This window comes from Novipirellula methanifontis, assembly GCF_052161655.1.
Classification (GTDB): domain Bacteria; phylum Planctomycetota; class Planctomycetia; order Pirellulales; family Pirellulaceae; genus Novipirellula.
The window spans coordinates 6,955,141-6,976,750 of sequence record NZ_CP197418.1; the positions used below are offsets into that span (position 1 = coordinate 6,955,141).

Annotated in this window: 13 protein-coding genes; 8 read left to right on the top strand and 5 right to left on the bottom strand. The window is 55.3% G+C overall.

Annotated features, from left to right (window positions below; genetic code table 11):
• Window positions 1-31 precede the first annotated feature (31 nt).
• From SH528x_RS25300 to queF, 4 genes are all read right to left on the bottom strand, one after another.
• Window positions 32-1,789 carry an AMP-binding protein gene (locus tag SH528x_RS25300; protein ID WP_442506228.1) on the bottom strand — a complete coding sequence of 586 codons (1,758 nt, stop codon included), beginning with the start codon at window positions 1,787-1,789 and terminating at the stop codon, window positions 32-34.
• 540 nt (window positions 1,790-2,329) lie between these two features.
• Entirely contained in the window at window positions 2,330-3,598 is a 1,269-nt protein-coding gene (locus tag SH528x_RS25305) for a tetratricopeptide repeat protein (RefSeq protein ID WP_442506229.1), read from the bottom strand.
• Between the two features lie 959 nt (window positions 3,599-4,557).
• Window positions 4,558-5,556, bottom strand: coding sequence for a sugar phosphate isomerase/epimerase family protein (locus SH528x_RS25310; RefSeq protein ID WP_442506230.1), 999 nt, complete (start codon window positions 5,554-5,556; stop codon window positions 4,558-4,560).
• A 203-nt stretch (window positions 5,557-5,759) separates the two neighbouring features.
• Window positions 5,760-6,131, bottom strand: coding sequence for a preQ(1) synthase (gene queF / locus SH528x_RS25315; RefSeq protein ID WP_339942255.1), 372 nt, complete (start codon window positions 6,129-6,131; stop codon window positions 5,760-5,762).
• On the opposite strand from queF, the gene SH528x_RS25320 reads away from it, so the two are divergent.
• Entirely contained in the window at window positions 6,119-6,901 is a 783-nt protein-coding gene (locus SH528x_RS25320; RefSeq protein WP_442506231.1) for a 7-carboxy-7-deazaguanine synthase QueE, read from the top strand. The two genes, queF and SH528x_RS25320, sit on opposite strands and share 13 nt — an antisense overlap.
• A 487-nt stretch (window positions 6,902-7,388) precedes the next feature.
• On the opposite strand, the gene alaS is transcribed toward SH528x_RS25320, so the two are convergent.
• Window positions 7,389-10,214: an alanine--tRNA ligase gene (gene alaS / locus SH528x_RS25325; RefSeq protein ID WP_442506232.1), complete on the bottom strand. Its 2,826-nt coding sequence runs from the start codon at window positions 10,212-10,214 to the stop codon at window positions 7,389-7,391.
• 411 nt (window positions 10,215-10,625) lie between these two features.
• Here alaS and SH528x_RS25330 point away from each other — a divergent pair, with 411 nt between their 5' ends.
• The 7 genes from SH528x_RS25330 (at window position 10,626) to SH528x_RS25360 (ending at window position 21,572) form a co-directional block, all read left to right on the top strand.
• On the top strand, window positions 10,626-11,954 hold the full coding sequence (locus SH528x_RS25330) for a hypothetical protein (RefSeq protein ID WP_442506233.1): 1,329 nt from the start codon (window positions 10,626-10,628) through the stop codon (window positions 11,952-11,954).
• Window positions 11,955-12,073: 119 nt separating this feature from the next.
• Window positions 12,074-12,274, top strand: a complete 201-nt coding sequence (locus SH528x_RS25335) for a hypothetical protein (protein WP_442506234.1) — start codon at window positions 12,074-12,076, stop codon at window positions 12,272-12,274.
• 1,299 nt (window positions 12,275-13,573) lie between these two features.
• A complete protein-coding gene (locus tag SH528x_RS25340) occupies window positions 13,574-15,058 on the top strand; it encodes a rhamnulokinase (RefSeq protein WP_442506235.1) in 1,485 nt (494 codons plus the stop codon).
• A gap of 124 nt (window positions 15,059-15,182) precedes the next feature.
• A complete protein-coding gene (locus SH528x_RS25345; protein WP_442506236.1) occupies window positions 15,183-15,806 on the top strand; it encodes a 5-formyltetrahydrofolate cyclo-ligase in 624 nt (207 codons plus the stop codon).
• A complete protein-coding gene (locus tag SH528x_RS25350; RefSeq protein WP_442506237.1) occupies window positions 15,803-16,726 on the top strand; it encodes a formylmethanofuran--tetrahydromethanopterin N-formyltransferase in 924 nt (307 codons plus the stop codon). Before SH528x_RS25345 ends, SH528x_RS25350 begins: the two co-directional genes overlap by 4 nt.
• Before the next feature lie 311 nt (window positions 16,727-17,037).
• Window positions 17,038-19,773, top strand: coding sequence for a secretin N-terminal domain-containing protein (locus tag SH528x_RS25355; protein ID WP_442506238.1), 2,736 nt, complete (start codon window positions 17,038-17,040; stop codon window positions 19,771-19,773).
• Between the two features lie 152 nt (window positions 19,774-19,925).
• Window positions 19,926-21,572 carry a proprotein convertase P-domain-containing protein gene (locus SH528x_RS25360; RefSeq protein ID WP_442506239.1) on the top strand — a complete coding sequence of 549 codons (1,647 nt, stop codon included), beginning with the start codon at window positions 19,926-19,928 and terminating at the stop codon, window positions 21,570-21,572.
• The last annotated feature ends 38 nt before the right edge of the window (window positions 21,573-21,610 follow it).

Below are 21,610 nucleotides of genomic sequence, written 5' to 3' on the forward strand. Positions count from 1 at the left end.
TTGATGTAGTTCCAAGATCAAACAGGATGCCTCACTCACGCAATTTGCGACGCACGACTTTGCCTAAGAAATTTCTTGGCAAATCATCAACACACTGCTCGTAGACGCGAGGTTGTTTGTGTTTGGAAAGACGCGTGCGACAATGTTCGCGCAATGCGTCTTCATCCCACTTTGCTTTATCCTGCATCACGACGAACGCCTTGACGACTTCGCCACGTTGCGGATCCGAAAACCCGACAACCGCTGCGTCACGAACGCCGGGAGCGTCTCGCAATACGGAGTCGACTTCGGACGGGTAGACATTGAATCCCGAAGTAATGATCAAGTCCTTTTTGCGTCCCACGATGCTGAACAATCCATCGGCGTGCCGAATCGCTAAATCGCCCGTATACAGCCATCCGTCGCGAATGGTGTTTGCCGTCGCTTCGGGATCGTTCCAGTAACCGAGCATCACCTGCGGCCCACGAACGATCAGCTCGCCAACCTGTTCGTCGCCAATGTCATCGCCTCCCGATTCTTGGTCGACAATCCGGCATTCGGTCTCGGGCAGCGGCAACCCGATCGTTCCGTACTTGGCTTCGGCAAACAGGTCACCGACATGCGTCACCGGCGAAGCTTCGGAGAGCCCGAAACCTTCGACGACCAACGCGCCACTGTGTTTACTAAATTCTTCACCGACAGCTGCTTCTAAAGGTGCCCCTCCGGAAATGACCCAACGAATCGAGGTCAAATCTGCGGGATACTTGTTCAACCGTTCGTTCAGCGCCACCAACATTGCAGGGACTGCGTGCAGCACCGTAGGCCGATTCGCCTCGATTAACTGAATGACTTGGCGAGCATTGAAGCGATGGTGCAGCACCAAGGTGGCGCCCATGGCCGCACCACCGAGCACCATTGCTGACACGCCGTAACTGTGGAAAAACGGCAACACAGCGATCATCGTCTCGACCGCAAACGAGCGATTGGTCCATTCAAATTGCTGCCATGCGTTAGCGACCATATTTTCGTGGCTGAGCGTTACCGATTTGGGCGTTCCCGTCGTTCCACCGGTGGGCAGAATGTAGGCGGGATCCGTTTTCGAATCGATCTCCACAGGCTTCCATTCTCGACGCAACCCTTTCAGTTCTTGCCAAAACCAAGCATGCGATCCGTTGCTAGGCAGTGACCATTGGCCCGTGCGTTGATGTCGTGCCCACAAGTACCCCAGTTGCTTCAGCGATGGCAGATGCTCTCGAATCGAAACGTACAGCGTCTTGGTCAATTCGGATTCGCAATCCGCCAACATGTGGGCGAGCATGTCGAGCGTAATCACCACTTTGCACCCGGTGCTGCGAACAACATGGGCAACTTCGTCTTCGACCATCAGCGGGCTGAGCGCGACAGCGACTCCACCGGCGCGCCAAATGCCATTCACGGCGATAATAAACTCGGGAACATTCGGCAGTAATATGCCAACACGATCCCCTTTCTTAATACCAAGATGCTGCAACAGAGCAGCGGCTCGAACGGCGTCATGATTGAGGGCTTGGTAGGTCCAAGTCATGTTGCCATAGATCACTGCAGTCCGATCCGGGATCACGTCCGCTGCATGACGCAACAAACCAAACGCGGGGATGCCGCTGTAGTGCTGGATCCCTGCCGGGATATCCAACGACTCGTCGGATTCATTGACGTTAGGCAAAGATTCTTCGGCAATGCGAAGGACACTTGCATCGGACGGTACCTCGGTCGTTCGAAAACGATCGTTGGAATCGGGATACCCTGGATTCCCTTGCAGCATATGGCCCATGGCTGAAACTCCCAGATAGAAGCCGCTGTGGCGAACTCGATCTTCCCTGAGTAAGTGCGAGATGCTCGACGCTTTGTGGACGAGTCAAACCGCTCCAGTTGGAAGTCGGCTACAGGAAGGGCGTTTGACGGCACTCTCTAAGCCGACCGCTTTTGCGGCTGTCGGCTCGGGGCCAGCCAAATAATTCAAACTGCAAAGATGTCGCGGCCTAACCGAAGAATAGGGATCTCATGCCCTGCTAAGTGGACATAAGTGTCGTGGCCGTGGTAGACAACAAGAAACCGATAACCGAGCCGTAGTCGCTTCTCATTGCTCACACTAGATCTTACGTTGCCGACAAACGAAAGGCAACTTTTTTTCCGCCACAATCCCCCAAAGAGACAATAAACCCCTTTGTGAACTTTCTCACGAGGCTGCGTTCAGCTCTAGAGTGGGGTACTCAATATGGGTGGCGAGGCTACAGAGTCGGGGGTAGGGAATGCAAGCATCTACCGAGACGTCTGCTCACAGTATGGCCCGCGATGAACGAGAGAACGCTAGTCATTTGCCGATTCCCGATCGCTGCAACTCGGCGACCACATCGGCGAAGACCGGTTCCCATTCGCCTAGTTTCTGTTGGCGAAACAATCGCATCGAATCGTACCAAACGGTGTCGCCTCTCTGGGTCATCCAGCGCCAATCACAGGCCGTTGAAATCAGACACCACACCGGAACCCCGGCGGCCCCCGCCAAGTGCGCCAACGCCGTATCGGAAGTCACCACCAGATCGAGATGCTGCATCACGGCGATCGTATCGAGAAACGCTCCATCCTCGTCGAGATCGTCAAAGCGTGTCAGCGGAAACGCTGCATCGCTCTCGCCAAGCTGAGTCAAGCCATCGTGTTTTTGCAGGCTAACAAGTGTGACGTCATCAACCTCGGCAAGTACGGAAAACAACGGTAGCGGAATCGAACGCCAAACATCACCTTTGAACGTCGGGCTGCCCTGCCATCCGATTCCAATCTTGCGGCCTGGCAAATTTCCAATCCGATCTCGCCACTTTTCGACTCGATCCGGTTCCGCATGCAAATAGGGCGTCGAGGCTCGAAACTGAGCGGGATGATTCAGTTGCAACACCGCCGGCAGACTCATTAGCGGCGAATACAAATCAAACGCTATCGGAGCCGGCTCATCCACTGGCATCCAATGATCGACACCCTCAATCTCGTGAAGCAGCAGGCTGAGTGGCTTTTGTACGGCCAGCCAAACGGTGGCTCCCAACTGCTGCAATCGGGGCAGAAAACGTATGAATTGGAACGTGTCACCGAAGCCTTGTTCGGTATGAATCAAGATCGAGCGTCCCTCGAGCGACGAACCGTCCCATCGCGGCAATGGAATCTCGGGCCTCGGTACCGCAGCCGCCTTCCAGCGCCATTCGTACTCGATCCAGCCCTCGTCGAATCGAGCAAGCTTTAGCAGTGACAGGGCTCGATTGAAACGAATGTGAGCATGGGCTGGATCGAGCACCAACCCTTGCTCGAACACACGAATCGCTCGTTCGATTTCGCCTCGCGATTGATACGACAATCCCAAAAAAGAATGTGCCGGAATTAAGTCGCAGCGAATTCGCAGTGCGTGCTCGAGCGTTTCAATGGCCGCGTCGACTTGGAGACGACGCGATTGAACAATGCCGACGATCTCAAGAGCTTCGGCACACGCGGGGTGTTCCGCCAGGACGCTAGTGGCAATCGCGTAAGCTTCGTCGACCCGGTTCTGATCGAACCATTGCTGAGCAAGCAGCAAGTCCGATTGCCAAGCGGAACCATTCACGGACGTCCTCCTCTGCGATAGCGAAGATCAACAGCGACAAACACAGCCCACAATCGTACGCGATTTGACACGCAGCGTGTCAACGTAGATATGTAGGCCGTATCAAGTCGCGATATCGAAGCCGATGCGGCAGACGCGGTTGACCTCCCCGAAACTCGTTTTGAGGAGGTTAGAGTGAGCGGAGCAAGCTCTGGGTGGGGCTTCGTTGTGCCAGGCACAGAGCGTACAAGCTCTCTTCGCAACCAGCCCTCCCCGACCGCTGCCGACATTGTCGCACGGCTTTCCAAGCCGTTAGCGTGCGTCACGCTTGATCGCCTAACCGCGAGCAACCACGTTCCATGCCTATCGATCGATCACTGCAACGCTGCCAGCTTGGAAAGCTGGGCGACAATGAACTTGACCACAAACTCTGGGAGGGGCCTCGTTGTGCCAGGAACAGAGCGTGCAAGCTCATCGCAACTAGCCCTCCCCGGCCGCTGCCGACATTGTCGCACGGCTTTCCAAGCCGTTAGCGAGATTCACGCTTGATCGTCGAAACGCGAGCAACCACGTTCCATGCCTATCGAACGGTCGCCGCAACGCTGCCAGCTTGGAAAGCTGGGCGACAATGAACTTGACCACAAACTCTGGGAGGGGCCTCGTTGTAGGGACAGAGCTTACAAGCTCAACGCAACCAACCCTCCCCGGCCGCTAATGCGGCCGACATTGTCGCACGGCTTTCCAAGCCGTTAGCGTGCGTCACGCTTGATCGTCGAACCGCGAGCAACCACGTTCCATGCCTATCGAACGGTCACCGCAACGCTGCCAGCTTGGAAAGCTGGGCGACAATGAACTTGACCACAAACTCTGGGAGGGGCCTCGATGTGTTAGGGACAGAGCGTACAAGCTCAGCACAAGCAACCCTCCCGCACACGGGAGGGTAAATCAGTCGTGCCGGATCTGCGATCCGGCCCACAAAGCTACGAGGCTTTGATGTCTTCGAACGTTCGCAATCCGTAAGGGATTCCGACGTAGTCGAGCACGCGGCAGAGGCCTCGCAATGCGACACCAAATCCGTCGGGACCGCTGAAGCCACCGAATTGTCCGCCACCTTTGACGTGCGGCTCAAGATCCATGAAGACTCCGTCGGCTCCGCGTGCGGTCATCCGCTTGTGCAACTCGGGCAAGAAGTCTTTCATGTCACGCAAGATCGCTTCGTGACCACTGTCGCCACGATCCGCAGGCACAAAGTTGCTGAGACTCGCTTCGTCCACGTGATCGATCCGGGCCGTTGGCGATGGATCGTGGTAGTCCTTGATGTGGACCCAACCCAAGCTTGGCTTCATCGCCAAGTATTGTCCGTACGTTTCATCAGGCGTGAAACCTTGCGTGACGATATTAGCGGCATCAAAGATCGTCAGCATCGCAGGATGATTGACCTTGGCTGCGATCGCTTCGAGCAATTGCCCCGTTTGGCCAACCAAGTTGGCTTCGACTTCCAAACCAAACGTCAAGCCACGCTTGTCGCACGCTTCGGCGATTTGAGTCAGCTGGTCCGACACCTGATCAATGTGATCTTCGGGCTTGGTTCCCTTGGGATGATAGAACGCAAATCCGCGAATCAGCTTAGCTCCGAATGCTTCGGCGCGATCACAAGCGCGAGCGACGTCTTCCTTCATGTATTGCTCAAACGGCACGAACTTGTTCGCCGTGCCATCGTCGACGTCTTTTAGCTTCACTTTGCCAATCGGCGAACCGATGCTGCTGACTTTCAATCCGTAGTCACTCTGCATTTTGACGAGATGGTTGATCTCGGCATCGCTGAGCATCATCACATTCTTGATTCCTTCGCCCGCATCGATGAAACGAATTGAATAGTACTTCAATCCGAGTGCGGCGAACGCGGAATACTGTTGAACGGCAAGCTTTTCGTTGGCGGCTTCGTCAGCAAATCCGCTTAGCAAAATCGGAGTCGTCATGATGGAGTTTTTCGGGGGTTCAGGAAGGAAGGGAGCAGGAGATCGCCCGACAGCGGACGGGCACAAAAGTGAGATATTCTGGAACGTCGGAACATTAGGTGACGGTCCTCACTGGTAGCGGAAGTCGTCAAGACTTTCGTGAATAACGGCGTAGGTCGAAACTCTTGACGAGTTCCGCTACGTCAGTAATTATGCCGACGGTCCTAACCGAGCGGAACGTCGGGATATTGCACGATGATATTGCTGTTCAGACCACCGCGAGGGGTCCAACGGCTTTCGACCGTCGCTTGCCGTGGCTTTACTACAGCGAGAAAGTCGTCCATGATTCGGTTTGTCACGGCTTCGTAGAAGATTCCTTCGTTGCGAAACCGCTGCAAATACATCTTTAAACTCTTCAGCTCGACACATATTTTGTCGGGCACGTAGGTAAAGATGATCGTTCCGTAATCGGGTTGGCCTGTTTTAGGACAAACCGAAGTAAACTCGGGACAGTGATGTTGGATCGTAAAGTTTCGTGTCGGGCTGGGATTGTCAAAGACTTCCAACAGCTCGCGAAAATGATTTGAGTCGTTCAATTTTGATTTCTCCACTTCGTAATTCAGGATTTTTGCAGGCTTCGCCGGAATCGACCAGGGGGACCCTGGCCGAAACATCGACGCTGCGCATTTCCGAGACCTTCGTCAGCCGCCAAGGTGAAGGTGAACTGACGGGGACCGATAGTTTTTTCGTTCGTACCAGCGGCTGTAATTTGCGTTGTTGGTTCTGTGATACCCCGTACGCGTCGTGGCGTCCCGAGGGAGATCAGGTTGCGATTGCCTCGCTTGTCGAGTCAATTTCCGACTCCGGCGTGCGTCATGTCGTGCTGACGGGCGGTGAACCTCTGCTGCCCAAAGAATCGGTGTTGTTGTGTGAGATGCTGCGAGAGCGTGGCCACCATATCACGATCGAAACCGCTGGCACGATTGATCGCCAGATCGCCTGCGATTTGATGTCGATCAGCCCCAAATTTCGCACCAGTACGCCGAATGCAAGTCAACATCCGCGTTGGAGCGAACTGCACGAGCAGCGGCGGATGCCGATCGGGACGATGCAAAAGTTGATGGAGCAATCGGCCGACTACCAAGTTAAGTTTGTCGTCGACGGAGAGCGGGATCTTGAGGAGCTTCAAGAAATTGTCTCGCAGCTTGACGTTCCCGCAGCCAAAGTCTGGGTAATGCCGCAAGGAATCAGCAACGAGGATCTCGACCAGGCCGCGACGTGGTTGCGACCCTGGACCACCGAGCACGGGTTCCAATACTGCGACCGCATGCAAATCCGCTGGTACGGCAACCGCCGCGGCACGTAAAGACGCGGTGGCTGCCCTAGAGCGTCCGGCTCAGGAAAACCATAACCCGACGCGTAAGTTTTGAAGTTGCGCTATTTGTATTTGCGGGCAAGTTGTAGGCCGGATCAAGGACGCGGGATCATGCCGGATCAGCGCAAACGGTGGCATGATCAAATTAGCCTTGGACTGAAATGAAATTTTCGATTGCGTCCGCCGATCCGGCATTTACGCCGTTTGCTTGATCCGGCCTACTCAAAATCACAACCCGGCGCGTAAGCGAGGGACTCCAAGCGGATCGCATCTCGTTACCGGAGGTCCCTCGCTCACGCGTCGGGTTAGGATGGTGATTGCGACGCGGCCCTGTGAATAACGAAGTTTTCTAAGCCGGACGTTCTCTCACGCATCGCGACTCAACCAACCAACGAAACTCTTGGCGAGTTTCGCTACGATCGATTTTCCGACGACTCGCTGCGATGACAGGCTGGAAGCCTATCCCACTGAAACCTACTTAGCTCAGCGATTTTCGCATCGAGACTTTGGCTTGCTCAAGTGCTTCGGGCAGCTTTTTAGGATCTTTGCCGCCGGCTTGTGCCATGTCAGGACGGCCACCGCCGCCTCCGCCTACCACCGTTGCGGCTGCACCGACCCAATCGCCTGCTTTCACACCGCGATCGACCAATTCGCGACTGACGCCGCCCACCAACATTACCTTGTCGCCTTGAACGGACGCCAACAGTACTGCGGTCGGCTTGTCGCTTTTCTTGCGAATTTGATCGATCCAGCCTCGCATCACATTCGGGTTCGCACCCGGCGTCTCGGCCACAATCAGCATCGAATCGCCGACGGTTTCCGCACCCGAAATCAAATCGTCGGCGGACATTTTGCCACCCGCGGTAACTTCACGTAGCTGTTTGACCAAACTCGATCGGTCGGCGACCAAGGCTTCGAGTCGACCGACGACATCGTCAATCGAAACATTCAAACGTCGCGTGATATCGCGGACGGCCGAACGAATCGCGTTGTAGTCGTTCGTATCGGTCGGCGATTCGGGCTTTTTGACGACAAACGCCTCCGAGTGCTCCACCGGTTTGCCAGCGGAGAGTTCCTTTTTCAGCTGACGCACTTCGGTGAAAAGTTGTTTTGTCGCGGCCACTGCATATTCCCAAGGACAACCGAGCGTCTTGGCAACGTTCTCGAGCAGTTCTCGCGTTTGAACACGATGAGCCTCGGCACGATCGCCGGTCAACGCTTCGATGCGACGCGTTCCCGCAGAAACGCTCTCTTCGACGACCAACTCGAACGCCTGAACCTGTTTCGTATTGGTCAGGTGCGTCCCGCCGCAAAGTTCTTTGCTGAAATCGCCCATCGATACCATACGTACGGGATCGGGATACTTTTCGCCAAACAGCATCATCGCGCCGGCGGTGCGTGCATCGGCAAGCGGGACGGTTTTCCAATCGATCGGCTTGGCCGCATCGATCTGAGTCCACACGTCCTTTTCGATTTGGACGAGCACATCGTCATCGATCGCATGTTGGTTGGTAAAGTCAAAACGCAGACGATCCGCTTCCACCTTGCTGCCCTGTTGTTGAGCGTGATCACCCACGTTTTTGTGTAGTGCGTAGTGCAGAATGTGAGTGGCCGAGTGAGCACGACAGAGCGCGTCACGCTGAGCCGAATCCACGATCGCGGTGCATTCGTCGCCCTCGTGAATCTCGCCACGTGTCAATTTGCCGTGGTGAACGATCAACCCTGCGTGTCGCTGAGTGTCGATCACTTGGAATTCGAACTTGTCGGACTTGATTACCCCGACGTCACCGACTTGACCACCTGATTCGCCATAAAACGGCGAGTGATTCAGTAACAAACGCAGTTCGGCATCACTCGCTCGATCGAGATGGCTGAGCAGTTGACCATCGTCATCTTTGCCACCCACACCCGTGATGATGCCTTTGACCGTAGCGGTTGCTTCGATCGTTTCGTAACCGAGGAAAGGCGTTTCGCGAAGCGCTTCTTTCAGCGTTTCCAACGGACCGGTTTGGAACAATTCTTTTTGCCCCGCACCACTCTTGATCGAATGCTCGTGCATTGCATCACGATAGCCCGACCAATCGAACGTGAAGTTCTGCTCGGCGCTTAGCGTTTGCAGCAATTCCGGAGGCACACCGTAGGTCGTGTTCAGTTCCGCAGCTTCCTCGCCCGGAACCATCACCGCGGCTTCGTCCCGCATCTGCTCGAACAGTTGTCCAATTCGTTTCATGCCGCCATCGATAGTACCAAAGAATGCTTTTTCTTCGGCTTCGATTACATCGGCAACTCGCTTGGTGGTTTCGCTCAGCTCGGGATAAGGAACCTTCGCACTCGCGGCAACCGCCTCGACCAATTTGTAAAGAAACGGCTCGCGAAGATCCATTTGATAGCCGTCCAAGACAGCCCGACGAATCAAACGTTTGACCACGTACTTCGCATCTTTGGGACCGGGGTAGACGTTTTCGTGAATCGCGAATGCACACGCGCGAGCATGGTCGGTGATGCGGCGCAATCGACGACCGTTATCGCTTTCGTATTCGTATTTGACGCCACAGACTTCCGACGCCGCTTGGACGATAGGGAACAAATTGTCGATGTGGAAGTTCGTCGGCACGCCCTGCAACACGCTGGCGGTCCGCTCGAGTCCCATCCCGGTATCGATATTTTTGCTTGGCAGCGGCTTCAAGTTGTCTGGTGGATCGCCAACGCGATTGAATTGGGTAAACACGAGGTTCCAAATCTCGACATCACTACCATCATCCAGGTGGTAATAAATCTCGCTACAAGGACCACACACTCCATCAGGGCCTTCGCTCGGCGCCGAAGCAGGCCAAAAATTCTCGTCCTCTTCCATCCGGGCGATTCGCGACGTCGGCAGACCAATTTTCTCGTTCCAAAACTGGAACGCTTCGTCATCGTCCTTGTAAACGGTCACGCTGAGCCGTTCGCCAGGGATTCCGAGCCATTTCTTGTCGGTCAAAAATTCCCAGGCCCAGCGGATGGCGTCTTCTTTGAAATAGTCGCCAAAGCTGAAATTCCCCAGCATTTCAAAAAACGTGTGGTGAAACGCGGTGCGTCCGACATTATCGATGTCGCCGGTTCGCAAACATTTTTGGCAGGTGGTCGCCCGGGTGAAATCCAGTTTGACCTTGCCGAGAAAGTGGTCTTTGAACTGATTCATCCCCGCTGGCGTGAACAAGACGGACGGATCCCAGGTCGGAACCAATACGTCGCTCGGTTTGCGGACACATCCTTTTGACTCGAAAAAAGCAAGGTATTTTTCGCGTAGCTCGTCGGTTTTCATATCGCTCGTCTATGTTCAAAGCTGGGTGATGACTTGGTCCGAAGAGGCCGAAAATTCGCCGATCGGTGAACAAACCGACGCGACATTGCTTCGTCTTCGGACGCGAGTGTTGAATGATCATATCGAAACGAGGCTTTTCGGCAGAGGGCACGTCCAATATCCAGCTTGAATCGCCACCACATTTCGTGATGCGGCCTCCATGATCGTCACGGCCCCGATTTATCGCCCCGCTTCCATTGAAATCTGGCCCATTGAGACCTGGCCCGTTGATTGACACGATTCTGATTAACACGATTCGTAACCAAGAAGCATGGGTTAGAATCGAATCCCAGTTAAAATCGAATTGACAATCGCGGTTACGACCGATCTGCTGCCAAGCTTACCCCCCCTTACTTAAAAACGAATATTCTGATGGCAATCCCTCCCTGGACCGTTGAATTACTGCGACGTGGACTCAACGACGTGGCTCGACGAGCGCGTGAGCCTGAGACACTCGAAAAACTAAAAAACCAAGCAACGGAGATCATCCAGGATCTGCCGCAAACGGCGGCGCGCGGGCTGGACGCGGTGATGCGGGCAACCGAAGCGGGCAAAAAAAACGTACAACGATGGTCCAAGAAACAGGTCGCGATCGCGATCCCGTTGGTCAACGCATCGGGCACGTTGGTGACCCCGCTGGGAACGGGCGTTCCTGTGGCCGAAGAGGCGGTCGAGGCGGCCTATGCATGTCTGCACGGCGATGTTCGCCGGGACCACCATGCGAACCAGCGGCTGACTCGCGAACTGCATCGACATCTTGAGTCGTCCGCGAACCTGGAAATCGCCGTCGCAGCAAATTTCAATGCGATTTTGACGGCACTTGTAATTGGCATGAGCCAAGAGGATATCCTGATTCACCGCAGCCATGCGATCCGGCTTCGTGGCGGCGATTCGCTGGTCGATGCCCTCAACTCGCTGGTTCCGATCGTTCAGGAAGTCGGAGCCAACGATTCGATCGAAGCTGCAGATTTCTCGGCTTTCGACTCCTTTTGCCTGATCGTGGCCGATGACGAAACCAAGCCCAACCCTCCCGCGCCGCTTCGTCTCGACAAACCGGCGGTGACGCAAGTCGTCGTGCTGCCGATCGCCACGCTTCGCCAAACCAAAGACGCGAAGTTGGCGTCGGTAGAAGCGGCGATCGAAGCGGGTGCGGATCTAGTCATTGTCGAAGGTGGCGGTGTGTTCGGAGGGCCGGAATGCGGCATCCTGATTGGCAAACGAGAGCTCGTCGAAGCAATCATCGAGTCCGCCGTGTGGAAGTCACTCGAAGCGACTAGCGCAGTGCAAGCGATGCTGGTCAGCACGCTGGGCAAATCGGCCACAGGCGAGCTTCCCATCGATGCTTTACTGCAAACGGGGGAAGAGAACCTGAAAGCTCGAGCAGAACGACTGGCCATGCGGCTGAGCGCAAGCGATGCGATCAAAAGCTGCCAAGTGACCGCCGAAGACGCCCGCATCACGCCAAAAGGTCGATGGCGGTACCCGTCGCGACAAGTTCGTGTTGAGCATCGCTCGTTGAACGCCAAAGAGTGGGCCGAGCAACTGCGAGAGGAACTGCCGTCGCTAATCGTTCGCGAAGATGAGCAAGCGATTATCGTCGACTTGAAGTGGGTCAGTCCGGCCAGTGACGGAAAAATTGGCGAACTGATCGGAGGATCACAATCGGCATCTCCAAACGAAACGACGAGTGAAATTCCCTAGCCCACCTTCATCACCGCTGCTGATGCTGGAACACCGCTCCACTGCGGTCCGGCCTACGATTGTCGCTCGGCTTTCCAAGCCGTTGGCGTGCACCACGTTTGTACGTCGAGGCGAGAGCAATGCAGGCCGAATCAAGTCGCGATAGCGACACCGATCCGGCGGGGCGAAAGATAAGGGTGAATTCGTCACCGCTACTGATGCTGGAACTCGGCTACGCTGTGTGCCGGCCCAAGATTGTCGCTCGGCTTTCCAAGCCGTTGGCGTGCATCACGTTTGTACGTCGAGGCGAGAGCAATGTAGGCCGAGTCAATCCGCGATAGCGACGCCGATCCGGCAGGATGCGGAAGTGAGGGCGAATCCGTCACCGCTGTTGATTTAGTAGAAAATCATCGCTGTTAAAATTAGCCATTGTGGTGCTAACAGGCTGTTGATTCAGTGAGCCGTGACGCGTAAGCGGCCGGGTCCCGCGCATTACCCGGTGCCTTACGGCCCACGGCTCACCATTGCGAGTTGCATTTCGAATAAATAACAATCCGCTAGCCTAGGTTCGATGGTGACGAATCCGTAACTTTCACCAAAACGCCTGACTACTTCAGCTTTCTCCAGAGAGAGGGCGAATCACGCGTGCAAAGAGCACGCATCTCGCGAGCGTTCGCGGCCGGGTACTCCGTGTACCCGGCCCGTGAGGTCCGTGATTTATCGATCGACAAATGTCAAACGACTTATCGACGTGTATCAGCCCGTGGCCGCAAGCTGACCGCGTAAACCCCACGCGAGGCGAACTCGCGGAAGACGCAATTAAACGCAATCCATTGCTAGCGCAATATTAAGCAGGACGAGTAATGCTGTTAGAATACAGCCTTGACCATCCCTTGATAACTCTAATCAAATCAACGACTTAGCAGCAGTTGACGATCGTACACATCCTGCTGGATTCCGCCTCTGAAAAATGGCGGATGAGTGATGTGGCGACACCGTTAGATTACGATTTGCAGGTGGCGGGTCAACCACAGTTTTCCCAAATTCGTTTACAGGGGGGAGCCCCTTGTGACATAAAGTGTTCCGCTTGCGGCAGTTAAAAAAGTTGGTGTCAATCGAATGCATTTTTGAGGCTGCATTTCGCGACCGCCATTCGGGTTGTTTTTCGCTTGCAAATCGATTGTCCAGCACCAAGAAAATCGACGGACACACCCCCCTAGAAAATTGCTGCCACCGGTGCAGTGAACAAAAAGCCCTCACCCCGATGGCAATCGGATCTCAGCGGACTTTCACGAGCGCTGTGAATCATTTTCTCGTAGCTACCTTCGCCAGAAGGTGGTGATTCGCATTGCGCGGCAATCATCCACGCTTTGGCGAGCGTAGCTACGAAACGCAAATGCCATAATCTGCCGCCTCAAAATGCTTCACAGGGTTGCGTTTGGGCGTAGTGTCGGTTCGATGGTGACGAAACCGTGGCTAGCGTCAAAACGGCTAACCGAAATCAGCAGTCGCCACAAATGTCACAGTTCCCCGGAATCGAGGCTGTTGCCACGACAGCAAGGGCGGCAGTCGATCAATATCCTGTTATCATTTGCCTCTTTGCTTCCGAAAACAGACGGTAAAACAGGGAATACACCACGATGAGCTCGGCCCCGGTCCATTTGGCGGTTGATTTAGGTGCTTCGAGCGGCCGCGTGATTGCGGGATCGCTTCAAAATGATCAGATGGAACTGGCTGAAGTCCATCGGTTTGCCAACGACCCGGTCACGATTCAGCAATCGATGCATTGGAACGTCCACGGATTGTGGGCGGATATCCAGCATGGACTTCGCACTGCGGCACAGCAGTTCGACAAAGTCGCCTCGGTCGGGGTCGATACTTGGGGCGTCGACTATGTCTTGGTCGATGACCAAGACCAAATGACCGGCCCGGTGCGTCACTACCGTGACCCCCGCACGCGAGGGATGATGCAGCGTGCCTGGGAAATTGTGCCTCGTCAAGAAATCTTTGAGGCGACGGGGCTGCAGTTCATGGAGCTCAATACGCTGTACCAGCTGGTCGCAGCTCGATTGGCAGGCGAACATTCGCTCGAGATCGCTGACGGCTTTCTGATGATGGGCGATTTTTTTCACTGGTTGATGACAGGAAAACGCAGTATCGAAGCGACCAACGCCTCGACCACTCAGTTGCTGGATCCCCGCACCCGCAAATGGTCGAGCGACCTGATCTCTCGCTTTCAATTGCCTGCCAAGATTTTCCAGGACGTGATTGAGCCGGGTTCCCAACTTGGCGTTATCCAGCCGTCGGTCGCCGCACTAACGGGACTCGACAACGTCCCGGTGATTGTTCCAGCCACGCACGATACGGCGTCGGCGATTATTGCGGTCCCCGTAAATGACTTCGCTCCTGAAAAACCAAACTGGTGCTACATCAGCTCGGGCACTTGGTCGTTGATGGGATGCGAGTTGGCTCAGCCTCTGATCAATGAGAAATGCGCCGAGTTGAACTTCACCAACGAAGGAGGCATCCAAGGCAGCACGCGACTGCTGAAGAATATCGGCGGGCTGTGGATTTTCCAGCAGATCCGAAAATCGCTCGAGCGTCGCCAGGCAGCCGAGTCATGGTCAGTGATGGTCGAGCGTGCCTTGGCTGCGAAACCATTCGAACTGTTGATCAATCCTGACGACGAGGCCTTCGTAGCCCCGACCGATATGGTGGATGCGATCGTTAGCTACGCCGGACGCACCGGGCAAAAGGCTCCCGAGAGCAATGGTGTGCTGTATCGCGGAGCACTCGAGGGGCTGGCTCTTCGCTATCGCGCTTGCTTGGAAATGCTAGAAACCCTGGTTGGCAATCCGATCGATGTCATCCACATCGTCGGCGGCGGCTCGCAAAACGAATTGCTTTGCCAAATGACCGCCGACGCCTGTAATCGTGTTGTGGTGGCTGGTCCGGTCGAAGCAACGGCGGCCGGCAACGTCGCGGTCCAAATGATCGGGACGGGGCAACTTGGCTCGATCGTCGAAGCTCGCGAATTGATCCGAACCAGCTTCGGTACCAAGCAGTTTAATCCATCCAATCCGTCGGTTTGGGATGACGCGGCAGAAAAGTTCAAGTCGTTGTAGCCGAGTGACCTGCGTCGTGGCATTGGCCTGGCGAAAGCCTGGCGACCTAGGCGATGAACACTTACGTTAACGATTCCGGCTGTTCGCCATCGCAGCTGCTTTTCCTTTAACAATATTAGTTGCCATGAACCAAGACGCTCTCTCGGAAAAGAAACAACAGATCCGCAAAACGGCCCACGCAGCGAGGAAAGCTCAGCCCGACAAAGACGTGGTGAGTCAACAGATCACCGACCGCGTGATGCAACTGCCTGAATACACAGCGGCAAAATGTGTGATGTGGTATGTCGACGTTCGCGACGAAGCACGCACTCGACAAGCACTGCCGGCGGCTGTGGCGAGCGACAAAGACATCGTGATTCCGTACTGTGTTGACGGAGAGCTCGAATTGTTCCTGCTGGAATCGATGGATGAGCTCGAAGTCGGGATGTACAAAATATTGGAACCTCGCGAAGACTTGCGAAACGTCAAGTCGAAAAAGGTCGGCGTTAAACAGCTCGACTTGATCTTGGTTCCCGGCGTCGGTTTTGACGCTCGCGGTGGACGCACCGGACACGGCAAAGGTTACTACGACAAATTGCTTGAAAATGCCAAACCGGAAACACCGCTTGTTTCGTTAGCGTTCGAGTGCCAGATGTTTGACGAGATTCCGATGCAAAGCCATGACATTTTCATGGACAAGGTCGTTACGGAAACGCGCGTCTACGATGGAATCGGCCGGGATGGTAGCAACCGGGGAGACACCGCATGACTTCGATTACCGAATTGGTGGAAGATACTTACGCTGAGGGATTTCGCAGCATCTACGGCGAAATCATGATCACGGCGCGTGACGAACGTTGGCTCGCCCATTGTGTTTCGGCGGTCACCGGGCACGCCTCCAGCACCATCCTTTGCGACTGCGAGGCAGGCGTCTCACGTTGGATTGATGCAACCTCGGCTGCCGAAGGCGGAACGCCCGATGGTCGGATCGGCGCGGTCGTGCAATTTCACGTCCCTCGCTTTCGCAAAGACCGCCGCGAACATCTTGAAAAAGTCATGCTGGCTCGAATCAGCCAGAACGTGCTGACCTGTCCGACGGCGCGATGTTTTAACACGCTCGATACCGAAGACTACTTCAAGCTCGGCCGCAAGATTGCCTTGTTCGGCGATCGCCATCAATTTCGTGACGAGCGGCATGGCGAAAAGGGCTGGGTCATCCCCACGCTCGCAGGCGAGTTTTTCCTGTCGCGTCGCTTCGGATTTCGCGACGGCGTGATGGGAGGCAATCTGTGGTTCTTTGGACCTGATGAAGACGTCGCATTGGACGCAGCCGAACGCGCCTCGTTTGCGGCCGAGGGGACTCCCGACGTGATCACCACGTTTCCCGGTGGCGTTGCCGCCAGCGGATCCAAGGCCGGCAGCAGCTACGATTTTCTGATCGCGGCGACCTACGCCGAGTACTGCCCCACGCTCAAAGACAAACTGGGCAAAAAGTCCAAGGTGCCCGAGGGGGTCGGCAGCATCATGGAGATCATCGTTAATGGTCGCGATCTGGCAGCGCTTCAGGAAGCGACTAAACGGGCGATCTTTGCCGCCGCCGAGACCCCCGATCTGATCAAAATCAGTGCGGGAAATTACGGTGGACGCTTAGGTAAAACGTTTATCCACCTGCACGAATTGATCAAATAGTTGAAAAATGCAAGCTTGGGCAAACGCGGGGACAAACGCCACGCCACTCTTGCAGGGGGACACCCTGTCGATTGTTCCAGTAATTGGTTGACTTTTGCAGGTTTTCTGGCTAACATGCCCTAGCTCGAGGTGGGGAAGAATTGCACCCTTCTTCACACAACAACCTCGAGCCCACGCCTATCGCAAAGCTCCCTCCTGTTCGTCCTTGAAACCTCACCCGTTTCCTTGACGCCCCTCCCTCCCTCAGCTGCTGGACTGCACCGCCGACTTTTGGCGTTAGAACCAGCCCGCTTCCAACTGAAATCCTTGCCATGACCCATTCTCGGACTCGACGTTGCTCACGAATCCGGTTGTTCCCGGCGTTCGTATTCGTAGCTCCTTTGCTATCGACTTCGTTCCTCTCGCCGCTGATGGCTCAGGAAGTTGGCCAGCAAGGAACCGCTCAGCAAGAAATCGGGCAGCAGGAAACAGCTCAGCAAGAAGTGGCTGTGCAAACACCTACGACTGACGCACTGCCATTGGACGAGTCGCCAACCGCTGAACAGCCAACCGCTGAACAACCATCCGTTGAAACGTCCACTGTTGAAACTTCATCGCCGTTGACCCCATCGACCGATGCGGCTCCCGCGGTTGTCAGCGAACCGGCGATCGAGATCACCGCTCCGCCACTTGAGGATGGCATGGTTCGCTTTTCGTTCGAGGGTGTGCCATGGCGTGAAGTCATTCGTTGGATCGCCGACGAAGCGGGATTGGCCTTGCATTTTGGCGACCTTCCTCCGGGCAGTTTTACCTACACCGACCCCACCGCGTTTTCGCATCAGCAAGCGATCGATCGCGTCAATCTGTTTCTGTTGTCTGAGGGCTTCACGTTGGTTCGCAGTGACCAATTGCTGTCGGTGATCAATCTGAGCGATCCCCGAAGTTTGCAGCAACTCGATGTGCTGGCAAAGCTGATCAGCGTCGAGGACCTTGCCGACACCAGCGAACACCACGTCGTCAAGTGCATGTTCTCGCTCGGAGACATTGACGCCGAAGAAGCAGTCCAAGAATTGGCGGCACTGAAGTTGATGTCGTCGCCTGCGATTTTGTCTCGCACCAATCAATTGATGATCACTGACACGGTGGCCAAGTTACGAAACGTCCAAGCGGTGCTCGCCGCGTTCCAACCTGCCGATGCGATGCAAGACGGCACGATCGTCAAAAGTTTCTCGCTACAACACGTCGAAGCCGAAGACATCCTGGTGGTCGCCCGCCCTCACTTGGGCCTAGCGACCGATGAGATGATTGGAATTGACGTCAGTATTTCCGCTGACCTGCAGGGTAAAAATCTGTTCGTGACGGGCTTGGAAGACAAAGTCAAATTAATCGAAGGACTGGTTGCCGCGATCGACAAACCCAAAGCAAACATGACCGCTGCCAACGGCGACATGTTGCTGAAATCGCATCTCGTCGAAGGCGGGAACGTGGAAACAGTCTACAACGTCCTGCAAACCCTGCTGGCCGGAAAGCAAGTCCGACTGTCGGTCGACCAAACCGCCAGCAGTGTTGTCGCGTTGGCGTCCCCTGAGGTGCAAGCCGAGATCGCAGAGACGGTGGCTCAGTTACAAGCATCGGAGGCTGATTTCGAAGTCATTCAACTGAAGACCGTCGATCCCTACTTTGCGATCAGCTTGCTCGAACAAATGCTGGATCTTCCCGATCCGCTAGATGATCCAAAAACGATTGATCCCGACGCCCCAAAAATCGATGCCGACCCCGGCAACATGCGGTTGTTTGTCCGAGCGAAACGGGCCAAGATCGATCAAATCAAAAAGATTGTCGCTGGACTTGAAGTCAATAGCGACGTGGCTCACAGCGAAAACACTCGGATGTTTCCGCTGCGAGGAGCTCAAGCGGAACAGTTGCTCGAAACCGCGACCAAGTTCTGGCGTCGCTCGACCCCGATCATCATGTACCCCGCGATCGCTCCGAACGAAAAAAAGAGAACCGAGCGGGTCCTCCATGACGAAGAGTCAACCGAAGAAGGTACGACCCAGCCTGAATTGATTGAACAATCGTTTGCGTCGACTCATTCCCCGAACTCGCCTCGAACAAGTTCCGCTCGTCTACTGACTGCGACCAGCCAAAATCAAGCCGACGCAATTCGTTGTCAACTAACCCCACGAGGCGTGTTGATGCAATCCGACGATCCCGAGGCGCTGAATGAGTTTGAGTCACACTTGCGCAGCATCGCCGGAGTGATCGAAACCGCGCCGGTGACTCCGATCGTGTTTTACTTGAAGCACACCAAGCCAGATGATGCGTTGCGAATGCTGGGCGAACTGCTCGATGGAGGCGACGCCGCCAAAGAGGCTCAAGCGGGCACACTGGTCAACGGATACGTGTCAGGCGGTTCCTCCAGTGGACTGTTAAGCAGTTTCGTGACGTCCAACGATGGCACGACGACGATGATGTCGGGCACGATTACGATCGTTGCTGATTCGCGACTGAACCGACTGATCGCCCAAGGCACATCCGGTGACATCGATATCATCGAAGGCTATTTAAAAATCATCGACAAGGACCAAAGCATCACCTCGATCGAAACCTACGGGACCTCGAACGTGATCGAATTGGTCAATACAAAGGCGTCGGAAGTTGCCGAGGCAATCCGCGAAGCCTATGCCGGACGCATCTCGAGCGACAAAGAGAAAGGGCAAGCCGGCGGTAGCGCCGCGGCCGTTGCTGCACAACGCGCCGCCGAAGCCAAACTGGCTGCTGCTGCCAAGAAAGGTCTACTAACGGCGGACAGCAAACCCGATCGCGACCTCGAACCCAAAATGACCGTCGCCGTTCACGAAGCAAGCAATTCGCTGATTGTCACCGCTCCCCGCGATCTGTTTAACGAAGTCGAGAAACTTGCCAAACATATCGACGCTCGTGGCGAACAGACGATCGAAGTCATCACGCCGATGAACAGCGATGTGTTTGGTGAACTGTTGCATCAAGTCATCTTGGGTGAAGGAACCGCGCGCAGCAGTTCGTCACGCAGCCGCAGCACTCGATAAGCTGGACCGTCGCTGATCGCTCGGTAAGAGCGGATAATCACTGTCGGATTTCGACGTAGCTGCTGTCGCGATCTCGGCGGAAATCCACGCTCTGGCGAGCGTAGCTACGAAAATAATAAACCGTACCTTCCCCCAATCCCTTGCCGATTCCGATGAAACCACACTTGTGCCTCCAACGACGCTTGATTGTTGCGATCGTGTTCGCAATCGGCTTGATGGTTTGCGTCGACAACGCGTCCGCCCAATCCGGTCTGCGTGAATCGCTCGAGCGACTCGACACCAACCAAAACGGGAACATCGATCCGACCGAGATCACCCCATTGGCACGTCCCTACCTCGAACGTGTCGCCGCGGCGCGGCGCATGTCGCTCGAGCGTCCTTACGGGATCGATAAGTGGCAAGAGGCTGCGCGAGTCTACTTTGCGATGAACAATGGTGTATCGGGACGTGATGTGGATGTCGACGACTATACAAATCCGATGGATTTCGGCACGGCCCCCAATCAACCGCTAGTCCCCGAGTTTGGCCTACCCGAGGTAAAGTACCCTTACACCCAAGAAGACATCGACTACGCCGAACGGACACTTCGCCGATCGGATCGCAACCACGATGGATTTATTGATCGCACCGAAGCCGAACGAGCAGAATGGAAGTACCGTGATCCCTTTTCCGAAGATTTCAACAACGACAACAAACTCAGTCGCCTTGAACTTGCTCAGCGGTACGCACGACGTCGATTGCTGTCCGGAGCCTCCAGTGAACTGATCCAGAAAGCTAAACGCACTGGAAACGGTGTCGCTCCGTCACTGCCTAGCCGTGACGAATCCAGTTCACGAGATCGTTACAGTCGTGGTCGTGGCGGTCGTGACTACCTGACATCGACCGTTTTGGGGCGATTTGACGCCGACCGTGACGGCCGACTTAGTGCGGACGAAGCCGTTCGTTTGGGCGTCCCCTTTGGCCGCTTGGACGTGGATCGTGATGGCGAAATCCAACGCAGCGAACTGCAAGCTTACCTGGATGAAATGCAAGCCGAAGCAGGCGATTTGACTTCCGGTTTACCTGGATGGTTCTACGAACGCGACTTCAATCGCGACAACCAAGTGGCGATGGATGAGTACACCGACGAGTGGACCGACGAACTTATCGAGGAATTCAGGTCATACGACACCAACGGGGATGGGCTACTGACTGCATCGGAAGCCATCTCGGCCAAGTCACTTGTCGGTGGCAGCTATCGCAGCGATAGCGTGGAAGCACTTCCGCCGCGCAAAACCGTGGTCTCGGAAATCTACATCAACGAAAATTACCTGATCGCCGACTTGGACGTCCAGCTGTCGATCACGCATACCTACACGTCCTTTCTGGACGGTTACCTGGTCGGCCCCGATGGAACGCGAATCGAACTATTTAGCGGTGTCGGGGCTCACGACGATCACTTTAACCAGACCATCTTTGACGACTCGGCTCGCTATTCGATCACCAAGGCGCGGGCTCCGTTCGAAGGCAGTTTTCAGCCCGAAGCCCTCGTCAAACGCCAACCAGGATTGAGTGCGTTTAATGGCAAAAGCGTTCAGGGAGCTTGGCAATTAGTGATCAGCGGAACACAGAGTGATCGCTTCGGCATCCTGCACGGCTGGGGAATGACGGTCCGTCCACAACCTCGATTTCCCGGCGAATCAAGCGAACTCGAGACGTCTGCTGAAACCGCAACCGAAATGGAAACCGTGACAAAATCCCCCGCGGATCCTCGCACGATCGGGGAAGCATTGCAGCGTGTTGGCGAACTCCGCCAATAGCGGTTTGGGCGAGAGGCATCGGTTGATTCAAACAAAGT

Coding starts and splice junctions, on each gene's coding strand:
- SH528x_RS25300 (WP_442506228.1), bottom strand. CDS start 1,789: ATGGGCCATATGCTGCAAGGGAATCCAGGGTATCCCGATTCCAACGAT.
- SH528x_RS25310 (WP_442506230.1), bottom strand. CDS start 5,556: ATGACGACTCCGATTTTGCTAAGCGGATTTGCTGACGAAGCCGCCAAC.
- alaS (WP_442506232.1), bottom strand. CDS start 10,214: ATGAAAACCGACGAGCTACGCGAAAAATACCTTGCTTTTTTCGAGTCA.
- SH528x_RS25330 (WP_442506233.1), top strand. CDS start 10,626: ATGGCAATCCCTCCCTGGACCGTTGAATTACTGCGACGTGGACTCAAC.
- SH528x_RS25335 (WP_442506234.1), top strand. CDS start 12,074: ATGCAGGCCGAATCAAGTCGCGATAGCGACACCGATCCGGCGGGGCGA.
- SH528x_RS25340 (WP_442506235.1), top strand. CDS start 13,574: ATGAGCTCGGCCCCGGTCCATTTGGCGGTTGATTTAGGTGCTTCGAGC.
- SH528x_RS25345 (WP_442506236.1), top strand. CDS start 15,183: ATGAACCAAGACGCTCTCTCGGAAAAGAAACAACAGATCCGCAAAACG.
- SH528x_RS25350 (WP_442506237.1), top strand. CDS start 15,803: ATGACTTCGATTACCGAATTGGTGGAAGATACTTACGCTGAGGGATTT.
- SH528x_RS25355 (WP_442506238.1), top strand. CDS start 17,038: ATGACCCATTCTCGGACTCGACGTTGCTCACGAATCCGGTTGTTCCCG.
- SH528x_RS25360 (WP_442506239.1), top strand. CDS start 19,926: ATGAAACCACACTTGTGCCTCCAACGACGCTTGATTGTTGCGATCGTG.